Annotated in this window: 18 protein-coding genes; 7 read left to right on the top strand and 11 right to left on the bottom strand. The window is 76.2% G+C overall.

Going from position 1 to position 20998, the window contains the following annotated elements; translation table 11 throughout:
• Nucleotides 1-58: 58 nt before the first annotated feature.
• The 6 genes from ABD158_RS01370 to ABD158_RS01345 all read right to left on the bottom strand — a co-directional run bounded on the left by ABD158_RS01370 (nucleotide 59) and on the right by ABD158_RS01345 (nucleotide 6609).
• Nucleotides 59-760 (bottom strand): glycosyltransferase family 2 protein, encoded by a 702-nt coding sequence (locus ABD158_RS01370; protein ID WP_344002632.1) that lies wholly within the window; start codon nucleotides 758-760, stop codon nucleotides 59-61.
• Entirely contained in the window at nucleotides 757-2196 is a 1440-nt protein-coding gene (locus ABD158_RS01365; protein WP_344002629.1) for a PIG-L family deacetylase, read from the bottom strand. The genes ABD158_RS01370 and ABD158_RS01365 overlap by 4 nt, the downstream gene beginning before the upstream one ends.
• On the bottom strand, nucleotides 2193-3299 hold the full coding sequence (locus ABD158_RS01360) for an acyl-CoA dehydrogenase family protein (RefSeq protein WP_344002626.1): 1107 nt from the start codon (nucleotides 3297-3299) through the stop codon (nucleotides 2193-2195). The genes ABD158_RS01365 and ABD158_RS01360 overlap by 4 nt, the downstream gene beginning before the upstream one ends.
• 1 nt (nucleotide 3300) lies before the next feature.
• On the bottom strand, nucleotides 3301-4275 hold the full coding sequence (locus ABD158_RS01355; RefSeq protein WP_344002623.1) for an NAD(P)H-binding protein: 975 nt from the start codon (nucleotides 4273-4275) through the stop codon (nucleotides 3301-3303).
• 158 nt (nucleotides 4276-4433) lie between these two features.
• On the bottom strand, nucleotides 4434-5930 hold the full coding sequence (locus ABD158_RS01350; protein ID WP_344002620.1) for a S28 family serine protease: 1497 nt from the start codon (nucleotides 5928-5930) through the stop codon (nucleotides 4434-4436).
• Nucleotides 5931-6045: 115 nt separating this feature from the next.
• Complete coding sequence (locus ABD158_RS01345; protein WP_344002617.1) at nucleotides 6046-6609, bottom strand: hypothetical protein; 564 nt, start codon at nucleotides 6607-6609, stop codon at nucleotides 6046-6048.
• 349 nt (nucleotides 6610-6958) lie between these two features.
• On the opposite strand from ABD158_RS01345, the gene ABD158_RS01340 reads away from it, so the two are divergent.
• The 4 genes from ABD158_RS01340 to ABD158_RS01325 all read left to right on the top strand — a co-directional run bounded on the left by ABD158_RS01340 (nucleotide 6959) and on the right by ABD158_RS01325 (nucleotide 13339).
• Entirely contained in the window at nucleotides 6959-9109 is a 2151-nt protein-coding gene (locus tag ABD158_RS01340; protein WP_344002615.1) for a RecQ family ATP-dependent DNA helicase, read from the top strand.
• Nucleotides 9110-9245: 136 nt separating this feature from the next.
• Nucleotides 9246-12104, top strand: a complete 2859-nt coding sequence (locus tag ABD158_RS01335; protein ID WP_344002613.1) for a DEAD/DEAH box helicase — start codon at nucleotides 9246-9248, stop codon at nucleotides 12102-12104.
• Nucleotides 12104-12808 (top strand): SWIM zinc finger family protein, encoded by a 705-nt coding sequence (locus ABD158_RS01330; RefSeq protein ID WP_344002611.1) that lies wholly within the window; start codon nucleotides 12104-12106, stop codon nucleotides 12806-12808. Before ABD158_RS01335 ends, ABD158_RS01330 begins: the two co-directional genes overlap by 1 nt.
• Nucleotides 12809-12838: 30 nt before the next feature.
• Nucleotides 12839-13339, top strand: coding sequence for an SRPBCC family protein (locus ABD158_RS01325; RefSeq protein ID WP_344002608.1), 501 nt, complete (start codon nucleotides 12839-12841; stop codon nucleotides 13337-13339).
• 33 nt (nucleotides 13340-13372) lie between these two features.
• Here ABD158_RS01325 and ABD158_RS01320 read toward each other — a convergent pair whose 3' ends face one another.
• Genes ABD158_RS01320 through ABD158_RS01310 form a run of 3 tightly spaced genes read right to left on the bottom strand, consistent with a single transcriptional unit; the run spans nucleotide 13373 to nucleotide 16337 of the window.
• Complete coding sequence (locus tag ABD158_RS01320; protein ID WP_344002605.1) at nucleotides 13373-14350, bottom strand: quinone oxidoreductase family protein; 978 nt, start codon at nucleotides 14348-14350, stop codon at nucleotides 13373-13375.
• Nucleotides 14350-15150 (bottom strand): citryl-CoA lyase, encoded by an 801-nt coding sequence (locus ABD158_RS01315; RefSeq protein ID WP_344002602.1) that lies wholly within the window; start codon nucleotides 15148-15150, stop codon nucleotides 14350-14352. Before ABD158_RS01315 ends, ABD158_RS01320 begins: the two co-directional genes overlap by 1 nt.
• Nucleotides 15147-16337: a CaiB/BaiF CoA transferase family protein gene (locus ABD158_RS01310; protein ID WP_344002599.1), complete on the bottom strand. Its 1191-nt coding sequence runs from the start codon at nucleotides 16335-16337 to the stop codon at nucleotides 15147-15149. Before ABD158_RS01310 ends, ABD158_RS01315 begins: the two co-directional genes overlap by 4 nt.
• Before the next feature lie 196 nt (nucleotides 16338-16533).
• On the opposite strand from ABD158_RS01310, the gene ABD158_RS01305 reads away from it, so the two are divergent.
• Complete coding sequence (locus tag ABD158_RS01305) at nucleotides 16534-18000, top strand: amidohydrolase family protein (RefSeq protein ID WP_344002596.1); 1467 nt, start codon at nucleotides 16534-16536, stop codon at nucleotides 17998-18000.
• Between the two features lie 120 nt (nucleotides 18001-18120).
• Here the strand turns inward: ABD158_RS01305 and ABD158_RS01300 are convergent, their stop codons facing one another.
• Nucleotides 18121-18915 (bottom strand): IclR family transcriptional regulator domain-containing protein, encoded by a 795-nt coding sequence (locus ABD158_RS01300; protein WP_344002593.1) that lies wholly within the window; start codon nucleotides 18913-18915, stop codon nucleotides 18121-18123.
• A gap of 220 nt (nucleotides 18916-19135) precedes the next feature.
• On the opposite strand from ABD158_RS01300, the gene ABD158_RS01295 reads away from it, so the two are divergent.
• Both ABD158_RS01295 and ABD158_RS01290 read left to right on the top strand, forming a co-directional pair.
• Nucleotides 19136-20032 (top strand): DODA-type extradiol aromatic ring-opening family dioxygenase, encoded by an 897-nt coding sequence (locus tag ABD158_RS01295; protein ID WP_344002590.1) that lies wholly within the window; start codon nucleotides 19136-19138, stop codon nucleotides 20030-20032.
• Nucleotides 20029-20391 (top strand): hypothetical protein, encoded by a 363-nt coding sequence (locus ABD158_RS01290; RefSeq protein WP_344002587.1) that lies wholly within the window; start codon nucleotides 20029-20031, stop codon nucleotides 20389-20391. The genes ABD158_RS01295 and ABD158_RS01290 overlap by 4 nt, the downstream gene beginning before the upstream one ends.
• On the opposite strand, the gene ABD158_RS01285 is transcribed toward ABD158_RS01290, so the two are convergent.
• Complete coding sequence (locus ABD158_RS01285; protein WP_344002584.1) at nucleotides 20370-20978, bottom strand: SACE_7040 family transcriptional regulator; 609 nt, start codon at nucleotides 20976-20978, stop codon at nucleotides 20370-20372. The genes ABD158_RS01290 and ABD158_RS01285 overlap by 22 nt on opposite strands.
• Nucleotides 20979-20998 lie beyond the last annotated feature (20 nt).

Here is a 20998-nt window from a genome sequence, read left to right as displayed (position 1 = left end):
GTGGTGCCCCGGGTGCTTCCCGGGGCCGGTGGTCGGTGCCGGTGGTCGGTGCCGGTCCTCAGCGCGCGAGCGCGTCGAGGCGGCGCAGGTAGCCGGCGAAGCCGCCGGGCGTGCGTCCGGTCCGACGCCCGGAGGTGACGACGGGCACACCGGGGTGGGCGGTGGTCCCGGCGGCGAGCAGCGCGTCGACGAGCGCCCGGTCCTCGTGCTGGGCGAGGCGGGGGAACCCGCCGACCCGCCGGTACGCCGGGAGCGCGAGGCCGAGGTTGGCGCCGTGCACGTGGGCGGTGGGGTCGACGGCGGTGTGGCGTCGGGCCCACGCGCGCGCCAGGGCCGGGGTGAGGTCGCGGGGGTCGGGGACCACGCGCCCCACGACGAGCTGCCCGCCGGCGGCGGCGACGTCGGCCTGGGTGGTCAGCCAGTCGCGCGGCACGACGGTGTCGGCGTCGGTGCCCGCGAGCCAGACGTCGTCCTCGCGCGGGCCCAGGAGCGTCACGGCGTGCTCGATCCCGGCGGCCCGGGCGACCCCGACCCGTCCGGCGTCGAGGTCGAGGGTGGCGACCCCGGCCGCGGCGGCGACGGCGGCGGACGCGTCGGAGCAGCGGTCCAGGGCGACGACCACGACGCAGCGGGTCTCCGGGCGCGCGGCGACCAGCGCCTCCACGGCCGTGGTGACGGAGTCGAGGCAGCGTCCGAGCAGCTCCTCCTCGTCGTGCGCGGGGACGACGACGGCCACGCGGGGCCCGCCCACGTCGCTCACCCCCGCCCCTGCCGGCGCTCGCCGCCGTCCGGGGGCGGGGCCACCTCGTCGGCGGCCAGCACCAGCAGCTCGACGTCGCGGTCGCGCCAGGTCGCGAGGACCGGGCGCGCGAGGTCGCGGACGAACGTCGCGTGCACCGCCGCGCCGTCGAGGGGCCAGCCCGTGACCGGGTGGCGCCAGTGGGCGAGGACGACCGTGCCGTCGTCGGTGAGCCGGGCCGCGACCTCGGCGACGAGCCGCTCGAGGGCGAGGGGGGAGAGGAAGTAGCCGACCTCGGAGACGACGACCAGGTCGAGACCGGCGTCCGCCGGCAGGGCCGTCGGCCAGTCGCCGGGCAGCCGGGCCTCGTGCACCGTGACGCCGGGGGCGTCGGCGAGGCGCTCGCGGGCGGCGGCCAGGGCGGCGGGGCTCGCGTCGAGCGCGTGGAGCTCGTCGCACCGGGCGGCGAGGTCCGCGGCGAGCGCACCGGTGGAGCAGCCCAGCTCGGCGGCGCGGCGGAACCGCTCGCGGGGGAGCGCGGCGAGCAGCAGCGCGCGCTTGCGGCGCTCGTAGAAGCGGCGGTCCACGCCCCACGGGTCGGCGACGCTGCGGTGCAGGTCGTCGAGGGCGCGGTCGTGGGGCGCGCCGGGGAGGAGCACCTCGCCGTCGCGCGCGACGTGGGCGAGCAGGTCCTCCCCGAGCAGCACCTCGTCGCCGGGTGCGCCGGACAGCGGCGCGACCTGGCTGCGGTGCGCGGCCACGGCGGCGGCCTTCGCGGCGCGGGCGGTCCCGTCGAGCGGCAGCCGGACCCGGTCGGCGGGCAGGTCGCCGGGCGTGCCCCAGTGCCAGGCCCAGACGGGGTGCTCGAGCAGGCGGGCGCCGGTGCGGGCGGCGACGGTGGCGGCGGCGCGGCCGACGGCCTCGTGGTCGGGGTGCCCGTCGTGGCGCCAGGTCGCCACCAGCAGGGTGTCGCGCCCGTCGCCGACGACCTCGACGACCCGGACCACGAGGGTCTCGTGGTGGTCGGCGACACCGCCGTCGGGCAGCTCCAGGAGCCGGGGCGGGGCGGCGCCGGGCGCCAGCAGGGCGGCGGCGTCGCGCAGCTCGGCGGCCCGTCGTACGGCGAGGCGGGCGGGGGTGTGGGTGGGGGAGCCGGGGTGGCTGCCCTCGCCGGCGGTGGCCACGAGGACGCTCACCTCGAGGCCGAGGCGGTGGGCGAGGTGGATCAGGCCCCCGGCGCCGAGGGTCTCGTCGTCGGGGTGGGCGGCGAGCACGACGACGCGCCGCAGGGGCGGGCCGTCCGCGGTGCCGTCGCGGGTCCAGTGCAGCGCCGCGCCGGTGGCGGCGTACGCGTCCCAGGCGGCGGCGGGCGTGCCCGCCGTGTCGTGGGTGAACGGGGGGAGCGGGGGCGTGGCGCTCCCGGGGGCCCCGGGGGCGCCGGTGTCCCCGCGGCTCACCACGGCGACCCCGGACCGGCGACGAGGCGGCCGAGGGCGGCGGCGTCACGCTCGGCGTGGTGCTGGCGCAGGTAGAGCGCGAGGTCGGCGACCCGGCGCGCGTGCTCCGGCTCCTGGCTCAGCGGGCCGGGGCCCAGGGCGTGCGCGGCGCGGCGGAGGACCTCCTCGGCCGCACCGGCGACCACCTCGCGCACGCGGGCGGCGAGCAGGGTGCCGGCCGCGCCGTCGGCGGTCCCGGCGTCGATGGCCGCCGCGGAGTCGCCCAGGGCGAGGCGGGAGGCGGTGAGGGCGGCGTCGACCGCCCCGAGGTGCATCAGCGCGAGCTGGTCGGGCTCTCGGCGCTGCGCCTGGTCGTGGAGGCGGCGCGCGACGCCGACGGCGCCGCCGTGCCAGACCGCGGCGACGCCGATGCCGCCCCAGCCGAAGCCGGGGCGGCGCAGGTACCAGCCGGGCGCCCCCACGGCGCGGGCCGGCACGTCGGCGAAGGCCACGGGGGTGGTCCGGACCTCGGCGAGCCCGGACGGCGCCCAGGTGCCGTCCTCGACAGTGACGCCGTCCTGGCGCAGGTCGACGGCGAACAGGCCGCGGTGCTCGTCGTCGGTCCAGGCGGTCACCAGCGCGTGGTCCACGGCGCCGGCCAGGGAGCACCACGGCTTGCGGCCGCTGAGCACCCACCCCGCGGGTGCGGCGGGGCCCGTGGCGCCGGTGGCGTCGCCGGGGTCGGCCCGGGTGGCGCCGGGCCGGGCCTCGAGTCGGGCGCCCGGGCCCTCGGCGGCGTACACGCCCCAGCGGGCGTCCGGTCGGTCCGGGTCGCCGGGCAGGCCGGCCTCGTCGAGGATGGCGAGGGCGTCGAGGTGCGGCTCGAGGGTGCGCGCCACGACGAGGTCGGCGGCGCCGAGGGTGGCCAGCACCTCCCAGCGGTGCAGGGTGCGGCCGACGCCGGGCGGGGGCACGTCGCGGCCGAGGACCACGGCGGCCTCGAGGGCGCCGGCGACGCCGGCCCCGGCGAGGGCGGTCAGCGCCTCGGTCTCGGCGACGACGGGCGCCGGGCCGAGGCGGACGGCGGGCACGGCGCGGTCAGGGGTGTCGGGGGTCCCGGGCACGTCAGGCGGGGTCCGTGGTCGCGGCGGCCTGGGCGTCCCCGTCGGCGGCGGTGCCGTCGCGGCCCCCGGCGCGGGAGCGCACGAGCGCCTCGCGGACGCCGGTGAACTCGAAGCCCGGGTCGAGCACCTCGCGGCGGACCACGTCCTCCTGGCAGACCATGTCGTGGCGCAGGCTGGCGACCAGCGAGACGACCTCGGTGCGCGACAGCCCGCTGATCCGGGCGCAGGCGAGTCCGACCAGCCGCTCCGACAGCCCCGGCACGAGCACGCGGCGGCGTCGCAGCCCGGCCACGTCGGCGTACAGGGCGAGGAGCTCGGGGTAGGTGAGCACCTCGTCGCCGCCGACGTCGTAGTGGGTGTCGCGCGGCCCGGTGGCCAGGACGGCCCGGAAGACCTCCAGCACGTCCTCCACCGCGACCGGCTGCAGCCGGCGCCGCATCCACCCCGGGACCGGGGTCAGCAGCGGCACCCGCTCGGAGAGCCTCCGCAGCAGCTCGTACGACGTGGAGCCGGCGCCGATGACCATCGCCGCGCGCAGGACGGTGGTGGGCACGTCGCTGCCGAGGAACACCTCCTCGACCTGCAGGCGCGAGCGCAGGTGGTCGGACAGCTCGCCGTGGGGGACGAGCCCGGACAGGTAGACCAGGTGGCCGACCCCGGCGCGGCTGCAGGCCGCGGCCATGCGCTCGGCGTGCTCCCGGTCGACGCGCACGAAGTCGTCGCCGTCCATCGCGTGCACGAGGTAGACGACGGCGTCGACGCCCTCGACCGCCCGCGCGACCTGCTCGGCGTCAGCGACGTCCAGCTCGACCGTCTCGACGTCGTCGTGCCACGGGAAGTCGGCGGTGCGCGACGTCGTACGGCTGGCGGCGCGGACGTGGTGGCCGTCACCGACGAGCGCGGCGACCAGGCGCGAGCCGACGTACCCGGTCGCGCCGGTGACGAGGATGCGGAGGGGGGCGGGGGGTGGGGGCACGGCGCGCAGTACCCAGACGGGCCCGGGGCCGTCGATGCCCGGGTCGCGGCGGGTCGCGCACCCGTCCCGGCGTCACCGCACGACGGTGGACGCCCGGTGTCACCTGGTGGCACCGGACGTCCACCGTCGCCCTGACGGGCACGGCGTCGCCGGGAGCGTCAGCGCACCCCGAGCAGACGCACGTCGGGCCGGTCGAGCGCGGGACGGCGCTCGGGCTCGCCCTGCTCCTCGACGACGCGACGGGCGGGATCGTCCGGCCCCAGTCCGGCCCAGTCGAGGACGCGCATGGTCGCCTTCTGCTGGTCGGGGCGTGCGAGCTGCGCGATGGAGGCGCCGTGGTTGCCGCCAGCGACGGAGAAGCGCGAGCACTCGCGGGCCACCGCGCCCTTCCCGCAGGTGAAGGGCTCGGCCGACCACGGGTCGTTGCTGCCGTACACGTAGAGCATCCGGGTCGACTGCGTGCGCACCCACCGGTCGATGTCGGGCATCGCGCCGGCGTCGTGACGGATCGGCTTGAGCCCGGCCGGCACGAAGGTCGAGGCGACGTCGGCCCCGGGGAACTCGAGGAGGTCGCGGAGGCGGTTCTCGTACGGGTGGGGCGAGCCCAGCTGGTAGGTCGCCTGGTAGTAGTACGGCGTGAAGCCGCCGATGGACTGGTCGGCGTACACGGTGAGCGAGGAGACCCGCTCGAACCACTGGTAGACGTCCTCGAGCCCGGTGTCGGCGGTCGGGACGTCGGCGCACGCGGACTCGGGCTGGTACTGCCAGAAGGCGAAGTAGGCGTCGACCACGGCCGACTCCCACGCCATCTCGGGGTTGCCGACGATGCGCCACGTCAGGCCCTGCTCCTCGGCGGCCTGCAGGGCGCGGTCGTAGAACCAGGCCCGGTCGCGGCCGAGCACGCGGCGCTGGACCTCGGTGATCGCGTCGCGGCAGGCCTGGCTCGTGCCGACGCGACCGAGGAAGGCGTTGTAGACGTCGCGCCGGTCGACGACGTCGTTGGGGGCGACGTAGGGGATCGTGCCGTCGACGTCACCGGGGAAGAAGCGGCGGTGGTACGTGGCGGTCATGCCGCCCTTGGATCCGCCCGTGGTCAGCCAGTTCTTGCGGTAGAGCCGCTGGAAGGAGCGGATCACGAGGTGCTGGTCGGTCGCGGCCTGCTCGATCGTCAGCTGGCGGGGCCAGTCGGGTCGGGCCGGGCGGGACGGCTCGAAGAAGCGGTGCTCCATGCTCAGCTGGTTGCCGTCCACGATGCGCGTCGGCTCGCTGCGGCCGGGGCTCGTCGAGACGCCGTAGCCGCTGGTGAACATGACCATCGGCCGCGTGGTGCTGCGGTGCAGCAGCGTCAGCCGCTGGGCGAACGACGGCCCGTTCGGCCGCGCGTGGTCCACCGGCTGCCGGAAGCGGATCCGGAAGAACCGATAGCCCTCCGGTGCCTCGGCCTCCGTGACCGCGCTGACCCGCGGCAGGGCGCGGATCCGGTCGCGCAGGTCGACGGCCCGCTCGGCGCCCACCACGGACGTGCCTGCGGCCGCGGACGACGGTACGGATGCGGGCGCCGGTGCGGCGCTCGCGCCGCTGACCAGCCCGGAGAGCAGCAGCGCCCCGGTGACGAGCAGGGACCCCGCGAGCGCGGGGCGACGACGAGCAGCCATGGATGTCCTCCCGAGACGTGTGGTGCTCGACGCAACCTATGCCTGCGATCGGGCGCGCGCCAGGAGGACGGCGCCGGGGGGATCGGCGCCGTCGGCGCGGCGGTCGCGTGGCTCGTCAGCCCTCGTGCTCGGCCAGGAAGCGCCGGACGGCCCGTGACTCGCGCCACAGGACCGCCGTCAGCACGATTCCGAGGACGGACAGGCCGGCGAGCGTCCAGATGACCCACGCCGGGGGGTCTCGGAAGCACGTGATCAGGCCGAGGAACACCGTCGCGCCAGCCAATAACCCACCCCCCAGGAGGTGGACGTGGGTCCGTACCCGCGCGATCCGTGCCCAGTCCACGACGATGCGCTGCTCGACGGGGGTCATCGCGTCGGACCGCCCGCCCACGACGGCTCGGCGGATCCGGCGACGACGCTCCGGACTGCCCGCGAGCACGACCTCGCGGCGGCGGAAGTCCTGGGGTCCTGCGTCGGGTCCGAGGTTGAGCGCCACGCTTACGGCAGCCATCCACACCATGAGTACTGGCGTGTGGACGATGCTGGCCGACGCCCTCCCAGCGACGACCAGCCCGGCCAGCAGCAGGCAGACCCCGGCGGCGACGGAGCCCACCAGGGCCGCACGACGGGTGATCCGGCGGAGGCCGGCCTCGTCCGGCAGCCCCTCCGTCAGCCTCACCGTCGGACCCCCGGGGTCACCACGGGTCGGTCCCAGCGTCCGCGTGGTCCAGGAAGCGCTGAAGACGACCTAGCCCGACGACCTAGCCCGACGACCTGGGCCGACGATCCCGGGAAGAGGTGGCGACGAACCGTGCCGCCCACGGCGGCGGACCCCGCACGGATGGCGACCGCGGCCGGAGGCTCCAGCACCTCGGGCGTGCTCCCCACGGTGTCCCCCGTGTCGCTCGACGTCGGATGCGGGTCCGCCCGACCGGACCCGCCCGGATCGTACCCAGTGCACGAGCGTGCTGCAGGCGCCTGTGGATCGCCGTACGCCGGGTGTCCGGGGTCGCTGGTAGACCTGCGGCATGACCACCACCGACGCCGCCCCCGCGAGCAGCGCCACCCGCGAGCAGGCCGAGGGCCACCTGCGGCGGCTGGTCGGGCGCGACGACGCGGTCCTGCGCGACGACCAGTGGACGGCGATCGAGGCGCTGGCCGTCGAGCGGCGCCGCGCGCTGGTCGTGCAGCGCACCGGGTGGGGCAAGTCGGCCGTCTACTTCGTGGCGACGGCCCTGCTGCGGGCCGCGGGCGCGGGCCCGACGGTGATCGTCTCGCCGCTGCTGGCCCTGATGCGCAACCAGATCGACGCCGCCGAGCGGGCCGGCATCCGTGCGGTGACGATCAACTCGACCAACCTCGAGGACTGGGAGGCCGTCCACGCCGACATCTCCGCGGGCCACGTCGACGTGCTCCTGGTCAGCCCCGAGCGGCTCAACAACCCGTCGTTCCGCGACGAGGTGCTGCCCCGGCTGGCGGCGACCACCGGTCTGCTCGTGGTCGACGAGGCCCACTGCATCTCCGACTGGGGCCACGACTTCCGGCCCGACTACCGACGCATCCGCACGCTGCTGGGCGACCTGCAGACCGGCATCCCGGTGCTCGCGACGACCGCGACCGCCAACGAGCGGGTCACGCGCGACGTCGCCGAGCAGCTCGCGACCACCCGCGCCGACGACGCCCAGCTCGAGGAGGCCGGCGTCCTGGTGCTGCGCGGCTCGCTCGACCGGGAGTCGCTGCGCCTCGGCGTCGTGCGGCTCCGCACCGCCCAGCAGCGGCTGGCCTGGCTCGCCGAGCACCTCGGCGAGCTGCCCGGCTCCGGGATCGTCTACTGCCTCACGGTCGCGGCCACCCAGGAGGTCTCCCAGCACCTGCGCGCCGCCGGCCACGAGGTCGCGGCGTACTCGGGCCGCACCGAGACCGCCGAGCGCCAGGCCCTCGAGGCCGACCTGCAGGCCGGGCGGGTCAAGGCGCTCGTCGCGACCAGCGCGCTGGGCATGGGCTTCGACGCGACCCTCGGCTTCGTCGTCAACCTCGGGGCCCCGTCCTCGCCGGTCAGCTACTACCAGCAGGTCGGCCGTGCCGGCCGCGGCACGCCCGACGCCCCCGTCGTGCTGCTGCCGGCCGTCGAGGACCGCGACATCTGGGCCTACTTCGCCTCGCTCGCCTTCCCCCGCGAGCAGCAGGTCCGCGACACCCTCGCCGCGCTCGCGGAGGGCGGCACCCTCAGCACCGCCGCCCTCGAGACGCACGTCGACCTCAACCGGACCCGCCTCGAGACGATGCTCAAGGTGCTCGACGTCGACGGTGCCGTACGACGGGTCCGCGGCGGCTGGGAGGCGACCGGTCAGCCGTGGGCCTACGACGAGGAGCGCTACCGCCGCGTCGCCGAGGCCCGCGAGGCCGAGCAGGCCGCGATGCTCGCCTACCTCGAGACCACCGAGTGCCGGATGCTCTTCCTGCGCCGCCAGCTCGACGACCCCGACGCCGCGCCCTGCGGCCGCTGCGACAACTGCGGCGGCCTCGACCTCGCCACCGACGTGGGCGAGTCCGCGCTCGCCGCGGCCGACGAGGCGCTCTCGCGCCCGGGCGTCACCCTCGCCCCCCGCAAGCTGTGGCCCACCGCGCTCGCCAACCTCGGGCTCAGCGAGAAGGGCAAGATCCCCGACGGCCCCGACGAGGGCCGGGCCGTCGCCCGGCTCACCGACCTCGGCCACGGCCAGGCGCTGCGCGAGCTGTTCGCCGACGGACCCGAGGGCCCGACCGACGGCCCGGTGCCGCCGGGTCTGGTGCGGGCGATGCTGGCTGTCCTCGACGACTGGCCCGACGTGCGCGAGGTCGCCGGAGTCGCCTACGTCGACTCGACCACCCGGCCCGCGCTGGTCCGCGACCTGGCCGCGGGGGTCTCGCGCCGGCTCGGCGTGCCGATCGTCGCGCGCCTCGCCGTCGTCGACCCGGACGTCGAGCCCGGCCGCGGCGCCGCGAACTCGGCCCAGCGCGTCGCCGCCGTCAGCCGCCGCTACGACCTGCAGGTCGCCCCCGGCGCCGAGGTCGCCGGCACGGTGCTCGTGGTCGACGACCGCCAGGTCACGGGCTGGACGATGACGGTGGCCGGTCGGGCGCTCCGCGCCGCCGGCGCGCAGCGCGTGCTGCCGCTGACGCTGGCCCTGCAGGGGTGAGCGGCGCAGGGGTGAGTGGCGAGGGTGAGGGGAGCGCGTTCTCGGTGAACAGTGTTCACACTTCTCTCCACAGGCTGGGGACGACCGCTCGGCGCTCCTCGCGCTCCCGGTGCCCCGGGTCCCTGAGGAGGTGGCCGTGGGGTTCGTGCCCCTGACCGGACCGGCGGAGCTCGTGCAAGCCGACCCGCCGCGGGAGACGTCGGTGACGTTCACCGGCGGCACACGGACCGTGCCCCTGCCGATCCGTGCGGCGCTGCCGGTGCTGACCCGCGCCCACGCCGGCGCCGGCGGATCGGGCGCGGCGCCCCACCCGAGCGTGGGCCTGCTCGCCGGGGCCGCGCTGCTCGGCGTGCGCCTCGTCGCCGCCGGTCGCTTCGAGCCGGGCGCGACCGCGGCCGGCGACCCCTGCTGGCGCGTCGCCGAGCTGACCCCCGACGAGGAGGACCGCGCCCGGATGCTGGCCGCGTCGCGGGCCTACGACGACGTCGACGCGACGGCGGCCCGGGAGGTCGTCGACGCCGTGGTCGCCGCGGTCGTCGACGCGCTGCCGCGGGCCGCGCCCCGCCAGACCGCCCCGCGCCGGACCGCCGCGCGACCGCCCGCTCCACGTCCGGGCGCACCGCGCCCGACCGCGCCCGACCGGGCGACCGCCTACCCCGCGCGCCTCGAGGAGCGTCTGTCCGCCCGCCTGCGCGGCGTCGGCGCCGACCGGCCCCAGCTGGTCACGGTCTCGCTGCGCGTCGAGGCCGACGAGGAGGAGCTCGTCGGGGGGTCGGTGCGCCTCGTCCTGCAGGTCCACGACGAGCGCGACCCCCTCCACCTGTGCGACGCGGCGCTGCTGTGGGCCGAGACGGGCCCCGACGCGAGCCACGGCTTCGGCGACCGCGCCCGCACCCACGCGACGATCGCGCTGCGCGCCGCCGCCCAGGCGTGGCCCGCCCTGGAGCGGCTGCTGGACCTCGCCGTGCCCGACCAGATCACCCTCGACGGCGACGAGATCCTCGACCTCCTCGAGACCGGCCTGCCGGCGCTGCGCGAGCGCGGCGTCGACGTGCTCTGGCCCCGCAGCCTGGGCCGCGACCTCACCACCCAGGCCGTGCTCGACCGCCGGGCCCCCTCCGGGCCGCGGGAGGGCGAGCTCGTCGAGGGGGCCCTGTCGGCGCGCGCGGTGTTCGCCTTCGACTGGCGGGTCTCGCTGCACGGCGAGCACCTCACCGACGCCGAGATGGACCAGCTCGCGGCCGCGACCAGCCCGCTGCTGCGGCTGCGCGGCAGCTGGGTCGTCGTCGACCCGTCCGTCGCGCGCCGCGCCCGGGAGCGGCTGGTCCGCACCGTCCCCGCGGTCGAGGCCCTCGCCGCCAGCCTCTCCGGCGTCGTGGAGGTCACGGACACGGCGGCCCCCCGCGAGGAGGAGGTGGTCGTCGGCGCCACCCTCGAGCGGCTCCGCGACGAGGTCCGCGTCGCGGCCACCCGGGAGCCGATCCCCGCGCCGAGGGCGCTCGCCGCCTCGCTGCGCGACTACCAGCGGCACGGGCTGACCTGGCTCGCCGACCTCACCGAGCGCGGCCTCGGGGCCTGCCTGGCCGACGACATGGGCCTGGGCAAGACCGTGACCGTGATCGCGCTGCACCTCCACCGCCGCCAGGCCGGGCTCGCCACCGGGCCGACCCTCGTGGTGTGCCCGGCCTCGCTGCTCGGCAACTGGGAGGCGGAGGTCCACCGGTTCGCCCCCGGCACGCCGGTCCGCCGCTTCCACGGCACCCGCCGCTCGCTCGAGGACCTGGGCGCCGCCGCGCCGGGGGCCGACCCCGGGTTCGTGCTGACGACGTACGGCACGCTGCGCACCACCGCCGACGAGCTGGCGGGCGTCGCCTGGGACCTGGTGGTCGCCGACGAGGCCCAGCACGTGAAGAACCCCCGGTCCGCCACCGCACGGGCGCTGCGGAAGGTGCCGTCGACGGCCCGCGTGGCCCTCACCGGCACGCCGGTGGAGAACGACCTGGGTGAGCTGTGGGCGATCCTCGACTGGGCCTGCCCCGGCCTGCTGGGCAGCCGGCTGGCGTTCCGGCGCCGCTGGGCGGCGCCGATCGAGTCCGGCGGCGACCCCTCGGTCGCGCGCCGCTTCGCCGACCTGCTCGCGCCCTTCCTGCTGCGCCGCCGCAAGTCCGACCCCGGCATCGCCCCCGAGCTGCCCGCGAAGTTCGACACCGACCACGTGCTCGGCCTGACCCGCGAGCAGGCGGTGCTCTACGAGGGGTTCGTGCGCGACACGATGACGCGGATCGAGCGCTCCGACCCCGACCACCGGCGCGGCCTGGTGCTGAGCCTGCTCACCGGTCTCAAGCAGATCTGCAACCACCCCGCGCAGTTCCTCCAGCAGTCCGACCCCCGCCTGACCGGCCGCTCGGAGAAGCTCGACCTCCTCGGGGACCTGCTCACCACCGTCGTCGCCGAGGACGGCGCGGCCCTCGTCTTCACCCAGTACGTCGCGATGGCCCGCCTGGTCTCCGCCCACCTGACGCGTCTGGACGTCGGGCACCGTCTCCTGCACGGCGGCTCCCCGGTCGCCGAGCGGGAGCGCATGGTCGCGGACTTCCAGTCCGGCGCCTACCCCGTCCTCCTGCTCTCCCTCAAGGCCGGCGGCACCGGGCTCAACCTCACGCGCGCCGACCACGTCGTCCACGTCGACCGGTGGTGGAACCCCGCCGTCGAGGACCAGGCCACCGACCGTGCCCACCGGATCGGGCGCACCCGCCCGGTGCAGGTCCACCGGCTCGTCACCGAGGGCACCGTCGAGGAGCGGGTGGGGCTGCTGCTGGACCGCAAGCGCAGCCTCGCCGACAGCGTCCTGGCCCGCGGCGACGACGAGCTGCGCGGTCTCACCGAGCTCGACGACACGGCCCTGCGCGACCTGGTCGCCCTCCGCCGCCCCGACACCGCGGCCGGCGCGGACGGCCCGGCCGTCCCGTCCGGCCCGGCCGGACGGGAGCCCTGATGCCCGCCGTCACCCATCCCCGGGTCGCGGCCGCGCGCGCCGGCCGGCCCAGCGGCTGGTGGGCCCGGGCCTGGCTGCGTGCGGTCGAGGAGGCGGCGTACGGCGAGGACGACCTGCGGCGCGGTCGTGCGCTGGCCCGCGCCGGGCAGGTGGGTGCGGTGACCGTCGACGCCGGCGGCTTCGTCGCCGCCGTCACCGAGGACGGGGAGGCCTGGACCGTCAGCGGCGCGGTCGACACCTGGGACGCGACCTCCGTCGGCATGCTCGTCGAGGTCGTCGCCACGCGGTCCGGTCGCATCGGGGCGCTCCTCGCGGGCGACCTCCCCCTGGGCCTGGTGGAGGACGCGGAGGAGGCCGGCGTCGAGCTCGTCCCGTACGCCGGGGAGCTGGGCGCGACCTGCACGTGCCGGGCCTGGGTCGACCCGTGCCGCCACGCGCTGGCGACGCTGGTGGTGCTCGCGCGCCTGGTCGACGGCGACCCGCTGGTGCTGTTCCACCTGCGCGGGCTCGACCGCGAGGACCTCCTCGCGCGCCTGCACCGGCGTACCTCCCCCACCGGGGGGGCCGGGTCCGAGGAGCCGGAGGAAGGCCGCGACCCGGCCGCGGAGGCCGACCTCGACACGGGCGTGGACGCCGCCCTGCGCGCCGCGCGCCTCCTCGAGCTCGTCGACCGCGGCGACCCGGCGGTCGACCACCTGCTCTGAGCCGGTCGCCCTCCTGCCTAGAGTGGACGCATGTCCCGCCGTACTCGGACGGTCAGCGGCACGGTCGTGGTGGCCGCGGACGCCATGGCGATCTACCGCGCCGTGGCCGACCCCTCGCAGATGCCACGGTGGAGCTCGGAGAACACCGGGGCGGTGGTGCCCCACCCCGGGGAGCCACTGCCGGAGGGCGCGTCGTTCGTCGGCACGAACCGTCGCGGCCGGGCCCGCTGGAGCACCCGCTGCGTGGTCGTGGCCGCCGAGCCGGGCCGGCGCTTCACCTTCGACGTCGGCGAGATCGGGCTGGGTCGCCCGGTCCTGCGGGGACCGATCGCCCGCTGGGACTACGCGTTCGAGCCCGTCGCGGGCGGCACCCGCGTCACCGAGACGTGGACCGACCGGCGGCGCGGCTGGTCGGACCGGGTGGCCGTCGGGCTGGACCGGGTGCTGACGGGCGGGCGCAGCTTCGCGGACTTCCAGCGGCGCAACATCGCCCGCACGCTCGCGCGGCTGAAGGCCGACTTCGAGGCCTGACCCACCGCGGCGTCGGGCGCCCGTCCGGTCCCGTCAGCCGGGCAGCACCACCGCGCGGCCCCGGACCGCGCCGGACGCCTGGCGCCGCCAGGCCTCGGCGACGTCGTCGAGGGCGAAGCGCTCGTGCTCGACGCGGAGGCGCCCGGCGGCCGCGTGCCGCTCGACGGCGGCGAGCGCGTCGGCCCGCTGGCCGGCGGTGAGGTCGTTGTTGGTGTAGCCGCGCACCTCGCGGGAGCCGCTGCGCAGGTGCGCGGAGTCGTACGACGCGGTGGGCCCGGCGCTGGAGCCCAGGTTGACCAGCCGTCCGCCCGGGGCCAGGCAGAGCGCGGCGGCCGACGACGGGACCCCGCACAACGGGTCCAGGACGACGTCGACCTCGCCGACCGCCTCGCGCAGCCGCGCAGCCAGGGCGGGGACGTCCTCGTCGCGGCGCAGGGTCACCACGCCGTCCGCGCCGAGCGCCAGGCCGGTCTCGACGGCGGCCGGCTCGACGGCCGCGCCGTGGACGGCGGAGGCGCCGAGCAGCCGCGCGGCCTGCAGGCCCACGGTCCCGACGACCCCGCTGGAGCCGAGGACCAGCACGCGCTCGCCCGGCTGCAGCCCGGCGCGCAGCGACAGCGCGGTCCAGGCCGCGATCGCGGACAGCCCGAGCGCGGCCAGGTCGGCGTCCTCGAGGGTCCCGGCCACGGGCACCAGCGCGGCGTCGTCGACGACCGCCAGCCCGGCCAGCGCACCGTCGCCGGGCGCCATGCCGGCGGTGGTGGGGAACCAGACCGTGGTCCCCGCCGCGACGGTGGCGGAGGAGCGCACGACGCCGACGCCCTGCACCCCCGGCACGTACGGCGTGGCGGGCACGCCGAAGTACGACGTGCCGCTCGCGCACAGCAGGTCCAGCGGGGTGATCGGGGCGGCGGTGACGGCGACCAGCGCCCGGCCGGGGCCGGCCTCGGGGTCGGGCACGTCCGCGACCTCGGGGGCCTCGCCGCAGGTGTGCAGCCGGGCGGCGCGCATCAGGCGGACGGGTCGACGTACACGGCGTTGCGGTCGACGGTCATGTAGACGTCGTTCGCGACGGGGCGGCGGATCTCCTCGGCGATGTGGCCGAGCAGGCCGGCGCAGCGCGCGAGGAGCACGGTGCCGCGCAGCAGCTCCTGGGGGATGCCGAGGTCGGCCAGCGCGGCGCCGCTGACCCCGGCGCCGTTGAGCGGCAGCCGCTTGCCGAGGACGTCGGCGTGGGTGCGGCCGATGGCCTCGAACAGCGCGAGGTGGGGGCCGTAGAGGCCCTCCTCGTGGGCGATCTGGACCAGCCGCGGCGTGCGGGGGTCGCCGTCCTTGTGGACGGGGTGGCCGAGACCGGGCACGAAGCGGCCGGCCTCCTTCTGCCGGGTGACGGCGGCGCGGGCGACCTCGTCCCAGCCCGCCTCGTCGTCGGGTCGGGCGTCCAGGCCCTCGAGCACCTCGTCGAGGAAGCGGCCGGTGTCCTCGGTGACCCCGAGGAAGCGCGAGCCGCCGCCCAGGAGGCCGGCGGCCAGGGCGCCCTGGATCGCGTCGGGCGCCGAGAGGTAGGTCAGGCGCGCCGCGATCGCGGTCGGGGTGAAGCCGTGGTCGGCGAGGCCGAGCAGCACCGCCTCGAAGAGCCGTGCCTGCTGCGGCGTGGGCCGCTCGAGGGTCAGCAGCCAGTAGGCGAGCTCGCCGAAGCCGACCTCGCCCATCAGCTCGGTCGGCAGGTCGCGGCCGAGCAGGGTGATCGTCGTGCCCTCCGAGGTGCCCAGCGAGGTGGGGAACGACGGGGTGGGGGAGTCGGTGCTCACGGGGTCTCCTGCGCGGGGTCGGTCGGGGCGCCCAGCCAGGCGCGGATCTCGTCGCCGTGGCCGTCGAGCTCCGGCGGCGGACGGTCGTAGCGGGCCGGGGTGGCGCTGAGCCGGATCGCGTTGCGCACGGTCGGCACGCCGCCGACCTCCACCACCGGCTCGAGGCCGAGGGACTCGGCGAGCTCGACGCCGCCGGCGACGTCGTTGATCGGGCCGCAGGACACGCCCGCCGCGCTGAGCTCGGTGAACCACTCCTGCGCCGAGCGCGTCGCCAGCCGCTCGAGCAGCAGCGGTCGCAGCTCCTCGCGGTGGTCGTTGCGGTCGCCGACGGTCGCGAAGCGGGGGTCCTCGGCGAGCTCCGGGGCGCCGAGGGCCTCGACGAGGCGGCGGTACTGCCCGTCGTTGCCGGCGGCGATGACGAGGTCGCCGTCGCCGGTGGCCATCGGCTCGTAGGGGAACAGCGAGAGGTGTGCGTTGCCCATCCGGTGCGGCACGACGCCGCCCGCGACGTACGCCGAGGTCTGGTTGACCAGCGTCGACATCGCGGTCGAGAGCAGGTTGGTCTCGACGTGCTGGCCCACGCCGGTGGCCTCGCGGTGACGGAGCGCGGCGAGCACCCCGATCACGGACTGCAGCCCGGTCATGACGTCGAAGACCGAGATCCCCGCCCGGTACGGCGGGCCGCCGGGGTCGCCGGTGAGGCTCATCAGGCCGGAGACCGCCTGCACGAGCAGGTCGTAGCCGGGCAGGTGCGCGCCGCCGGTCGAGCCGTAGCCGCTGATCGAGCAGTAGACGCTGCCCGGGTTGCGGGCCGCGACGTGGTCGTAGCCCAGCTCGAAGCGGTCGAGGCCCCCGGGCTTGAAGTTGTGGATGAACACGTCGGCGCGCGCGGACAGCTCGTGGGCCAGGGCGAGGTCCCCGGCGTCCTTGAGGTCCAGGGCGATCGAGCGCTTGCCGCGGTTGACGGCCAGGTAGTAGGTGCCGGTGTCACCGCGCCGGGGCGGCACCCAGTGTCGGGTGTCGTCGCCGGCCGGGCTCTCGACCTTCACCACGTCGGCGCCGAGGTCGGCGAGGATCATCGTCGCGTAGGGCCCCGCCAGGACCCGGGAGAAGTCGGCGACGAGCACGCCGTCGAGCGGGGGACGGCTGGGGTCGGTGGTCACGGTCTCCTCGGGCTTCTCGGACACGACTTGCGGACAGGTGTCCGCCAATGTGCTCCTCGGGCCTCGCGCTGTCAAGGCGCCCGACACGGGCCGAGCAGGCCACGGCGGACGAGGACGAGGGTTGACACGTGACGCCCGACACGCCCACGCTGGCTGCCCAACGGACACCTGTCCGCACTGTCCGCACCCGCCGTCCCGAGCACGACCCGGAGGTCACGTCATGTCGACGCCCGCGCACCCGTCCACCCCGGCCGTCGTCGACGCGCCCGCCGTCGTCCTGCGCGGCGGGACGGTGCTGACGATGGACGACCGGCGCACCGTGCTGACCGGCGCCGACGTCCTCGTCGTGGGCGAGCGCATCGAGGCCGTCGGCGTGGACCTGCAGGTGCCGGAGTGGACCGCCGAGATCGACGCGTCGGGCGGCATCGTCATGCCCGGCATGGTCGACACCCACCGCCACATGTGGCAGACGGCCGTCCGCGGGTACGGCGCCGACTGGACGCTCACGCAGTACTTCGTCTGGAACTACCTCGAGCACGGCCGCTCCTTCCGGCCCGAGGACGTCTACGCCGGCAACCTGCTCAGCGCCCTCGAGGCCCTCGAGGCCGGGGTGACCACGAGCGTCGACTGGTCGCACAACCTGCACACCCCCCAGCACGCGGACGCCGCCGTGGACGCGCTCGAGGAGACCGCCGGCCGCTTCGTCTTCGCCTACGGCAACATCCAGGCCGCGCCGTGGGAGTGGTCGGCGACGCCCGAGTTCCGCGACTTCGTCGAGCGTCGGATGCGCCGCGACGACCGCCTCGGCTTCCAGATGGCCTTCGACGTCACCGGCGACCCGGCGTTCCCCGAGAGGGCGGCCTTCGAGGTCGCCCGCGACCTCGGCGCCGCGGTGACCACCCACGCCGGCGTCTGGGGCGCGACGAACGACGACGGCATCCGGCTGATGCACGAGCACGGGTTCATGACCCCCGAGACCGTCTACGTGCACGCCGCGAGCCTGAGCGACGACTCCTACCAGCGGATCGCCGCGACCGGCGGCCACGCCTCGGTCGCCTCCGAGAGCGAGTCGACCTGCGGGCAGGGCTTCCCCTCGAGCTGGGCGCTGCGCCGTCACGGCATCCCGATCTCGCTGTCGATGGACACCAGCGTCTGGCAGAGCGCCGACATCTTCTCGGCCATGCGCGCGACGCTGGCCAGCGACCACACCCGCGAGCACCAGGTCGCCCACGCGGCCGACGAGACCGTGACGCACCTCGCCGTACGCGCGGCTGACGTCGTCGAGTGGGCCACCCGCGGCGGCGCCCGCGCGCTCGGTCTCGACGACGTTGTCGGGAGCCTCGAGCCCGGCAAGCGGGCCGACGTCGTGCTGGTCAAGAACGACGACTCGCCGGTGATGTTCCCGATCCTCAACCCCTACGGCCACGTCGTCCTGCAGGCCCAGCGCGGCGACGTGCACACCGTGCTCGTCGACGGCCGCGTCGTGAAGCACGAGCACAAGCTCGTCGGCGCCGACCTCGCCAAGGCCCGCACGGCCATCGAGAACACCGTCGAGCACCTGCGCTCGACGCTCGGCCCCGAGGCGTGGGAGGCCGGCATGAACCCCGAGATCCCCGCCTCGAAGGTCCTCGACAACCCCTACACCTACACCGACTACGCCGACGCCTCCACCCACCACCACGCCTGAGGGCCGCCGCGGCCGGGCTCGGCGGTCCGGCGGCGCACACAGGTGCCGACTCGGCGGTCCGGCGGCGCACACAGGTGCCGACTCGGCGGTCCGGCGGCACACGCACGCGCCGACCGGCGCTCAGGCCTCCGTCTGGGGGCGGGAGGCCCAGGCGGCCCAGTCGGCGGAGACGGCGCCGGCGGTGGCGAGGAGCCAGGGCAGGTACTCCTCGGTGAGGACCTCGAGGGGGGTCTCGGCGGCGTGGACGGTGACGTTCATGGCCGCGCGGACCTCGCCGGAGCCGTCGCGCACCGGCACGGCCACGGACCGCACGCCGCGCGCGAGCTCCTCGTCGGCCACCGCCCAGCCCCGGGCGCGCACGGCCTGCAGCTCCGCGGCCAGCGCCGCGGGGTCGACGTGACCGGTGGCCACGCCCGAGCGGGTCGGCTCGGCCAGCAGCCGGTCGCGCGCGGCGTCGTCGAGCGCGGCGAGCAGCACCTTGCCCTGGCTGGTCACGGCGGCCGGGAAGCGCGTGCCGATGTCGACGCGCAGCGCGATCAGCTTGGGCACGGCGACCCGCGCGACGTAGACGATGTCGGGGCCGTCGAGCTGCGACATCGACGACGACTCGCCGGTGCGCCCGACGAGGGCCTCGAGGTGCGGGCGCGCCATCTCCCACAGCCCCAGCGAGCTCGCGTACGCCGTGCCGAGCCGCAGCACCTGCGGCGTCAGCTCGTAGACCCCGCCGTCGGCGCGCACGTAGCCGAGCTCCTCGAGCGTCAGCAGCAGCCGGCGCGCGGTGGGGCGGGCGAGGTCGGTGGTGGCGGCGACCTCGGCGAGGCTCATCCGGCGCCGGCGGGCGTCGAAGCACGCGAGGATGTCGAGACCCCGCGCCAGGGCCTCGACGAAGTCGGGTCCGGTGCCTCGCCCTGCCAACGCGTCCCCCTGCTGCTGCTCCACCGGTCCGGCGGTCCCGGACGACGGCGATCGTCGCACACGCGGGGGCCCGGGGCGGGAGCCGTTCCGCGGCGGGCGTGACCCTTGACACGTCCACCAGCGGCGGGCACGCTGACTCCTGACGGCATGCGGACATGTGTACGTTTCTGGTCCGCCGGGACCGGGACCGCGAGGGCGGGCCCAGGAGAGGACTTCCGCGATGGCCCAGCTGGTGGCGATCCTGGCGACGACGCACCACCCGTTCTTCCTGCGGACCAGCCAGCTGCCGCCCGAGGAGGCGCCGCCCTTCGCGGCGGACTGGGTGCGCCACGTCGAGGCCTACCGCGAGACGCTGACCCGCGCCCGTCCCGACGTGCTGGTGATGGTCGGCTCGGACCACTTCCACCAGCTGTGGCTCGACAACATGCCGCAGTTCCTCGTCGGCAAGGCGCCGTTCTACGACGGCAACTGGGACAACGAGGTCCGCGAGTTCGGGCTGCCCAAGCTGCTCCTGCGCGGGCACGAGGAGCTCTCGGCGTACATGCTGCGCGAGGGCATCGACCGGGGCTTCGACCTCGCCTTCTCCAACGAGCTGCGCGTCGACCACTCGATCACCTGCCCGATCTTCACGGTCCGGCCCCAGAACGACCTGCCGATCGTGCCGATCTACACGAACATCTTCGCCCCGCCGCTGCCCCGGCCCGAGCGATTCGTGCAGCTCGGCCGGACGATCCGCGAGGTCATCGACGCCTGGCCCAGCCACCTGCGGGTCGCGGTGATCGGCACCGGCCACCTCTCGCTGGAGCTCGGCGGGCCGCGGCAGTTCGGCCCGCACGGACCGGACCCGGAGTTCGACGCCAAGGCGGTGCGCTGGATCGCCGAGGGCGACATCGACGGCTGCCTGGCCGGGGTCAGCCTCGACAGCCTGCACCTGCCTGGCAACGCCACCCACGGCTTCATGGACTTCATGCTGATGATGGGGATCGCGGGCCACGCGAGGGCCGACTACGCCGACAACCTGGACCTCTTCCACACGATGGAGGCCTACTTCACCTGGTATCCCGACCCGAGCCTGATCGACGGCCCGCCGCTCACGTCGAGGGGGACGCTGCTGTGAGCACCTACCTGCTGAACAAGTTCCTGTTCACCGTCGACCGCGACCACGCGCTCACCGAGCGCTACCGCGAGGACCCCGCCGGCACGGTCGCGTGGTGGGAGGCCGAGGAGGCCAACCGCCTCCTCGGCGCGATCGACGCGGAGCGCTCCACCTGGCTGGCCTTCGACGACGCCGAGCGCGAGGCGCTGGTCGGCCACGACCACGTCGCGCTGTTCGGGATGGGCGCCCACCCGTTCCTCACGCTCACGCTGTGGATCGCGATGTTCGAGCGCGACTACGACGAGCCGCTCGGGATGCAGCTCGACTACGCCGCCAAGCTGGCCCACTGGGAGCTCCCCTACCCCGACATCTCCACCTGAGCCGGCGCCGGGGCGACCCCGAGCGCCCGGCAGGCCATGGCCGCGAGCAGCTCGCGCATCCGCTCGCGCGACGCCCGGGCCGAGTGGGGCGTCGAGTTGACCAGGCCGAACGCCGCGTGGGCGGCCGCGCGCGACGCCTCCGCGCCGAGCCCCGTGTCGAGGGCGCGCAGCTGCGCGGCCCACACCTCGACGTACGCCCGCTGCAGGACGCGGACCCGCTCGCGCGCCTCGGCGGGCAGCGACGCCCAGTCGCGGTCCTGCACGACGATCAGCGCCGGCTGGTCGAGCGCGAAGGCGACGTGGAAGTCGACGAGCGCGCGGACGGCGTCGGCGGGGCCGTCGGCGGCCGCGACGCGCTCCTCGCCGCCGGCGAGCAGGTGCTCGCTGATCGAGACCAGCATCTCGGCGAGCACCGCGTCCTTCGACGCGAAGTGCTTGTAGAGGGCCGGCCCGGAGACGCCGCAGGCCGCGCCGAGGTCGGCGACCGAGACGCCGTGGAAGCCGCGCTCGGCGAAGAGCTCCGCGGCCGTCGCGAGGATCTGCTCGCGCCGGGCGCGGGCCGGCGCAGGGGCGGCGTCGCTGGTCACGCAGGGAAGGTTAGTGGGCG

The sequence above is a fragment of the Nocardioides lentus genome, from assembly GCF_039529515.1.
Classification (GTDB): Bacteria; Actinomycetota; Actinomycetes; order Propionibacteriales; family Nocardioidaceae; genus Nocardioides; species Nocardioides lentus.
The sequence above is the reverse complement of the archived record's forward strand: the minus strand, read 5'-3'. Positions and strand labels throughout refer to the sequence as shown.

Excerpts from the sequence above, each read along its gene's own strand:
- ABD158_RS01320 (WP_344002605.1), bottom strand. The coding sequence starts at position 14,350 with ATGCGCGCCGCCCGGCTGCACACCTGCGGCGAGGCCCCCGAGGTCGCG.
- ABD158_RS01305 (WP_344002596.1), top strand. The coding sequence starts at position 16,534 with ATGTCGACGCCCGCGCACCCGTCCACCCCGGCCGTCGTCGACGCGCCC.
- ABD158_RS01295 (WP_344002590.1), top strand. The coding sequence starts at position 19,136 with ATGGCCCAGCTGGTGGCGATCCTGGCGACGACGCACCACCCGTTCTTC.
- ABD158_RS01330 (WP_344002611.1), top strand. The coding sequence starts at position 12,104 with ATGCCCGCCGTCACCCATCCCCGGGTCGCGGCCGCGCGCGCCGGCCGG.
- ABD158_RS01340 (WP_344002615.1), top strand. The coding sequence starts at position 6,959 with ATGACCACCACCGACGCCGCCCCCGCGAGCAGCGCCACCCGCGAGCAG.
- ABD158_RS01350 (WP_344002620.1), bottom strand. The coding sequence starts at position 5,930 with ATGGCTGCTCGTCGTCGCCCCGCGCTCGCGGGGTCCCTGCTCGTCACC.
- ABD158_RS01325 (WP_344002608.1), top strand. The coding sequence starts at position 12,839 with ATGTCCCGCCGTACTCGGACGGTCAGCGGCACGGTCGTGGTGGCCGCG.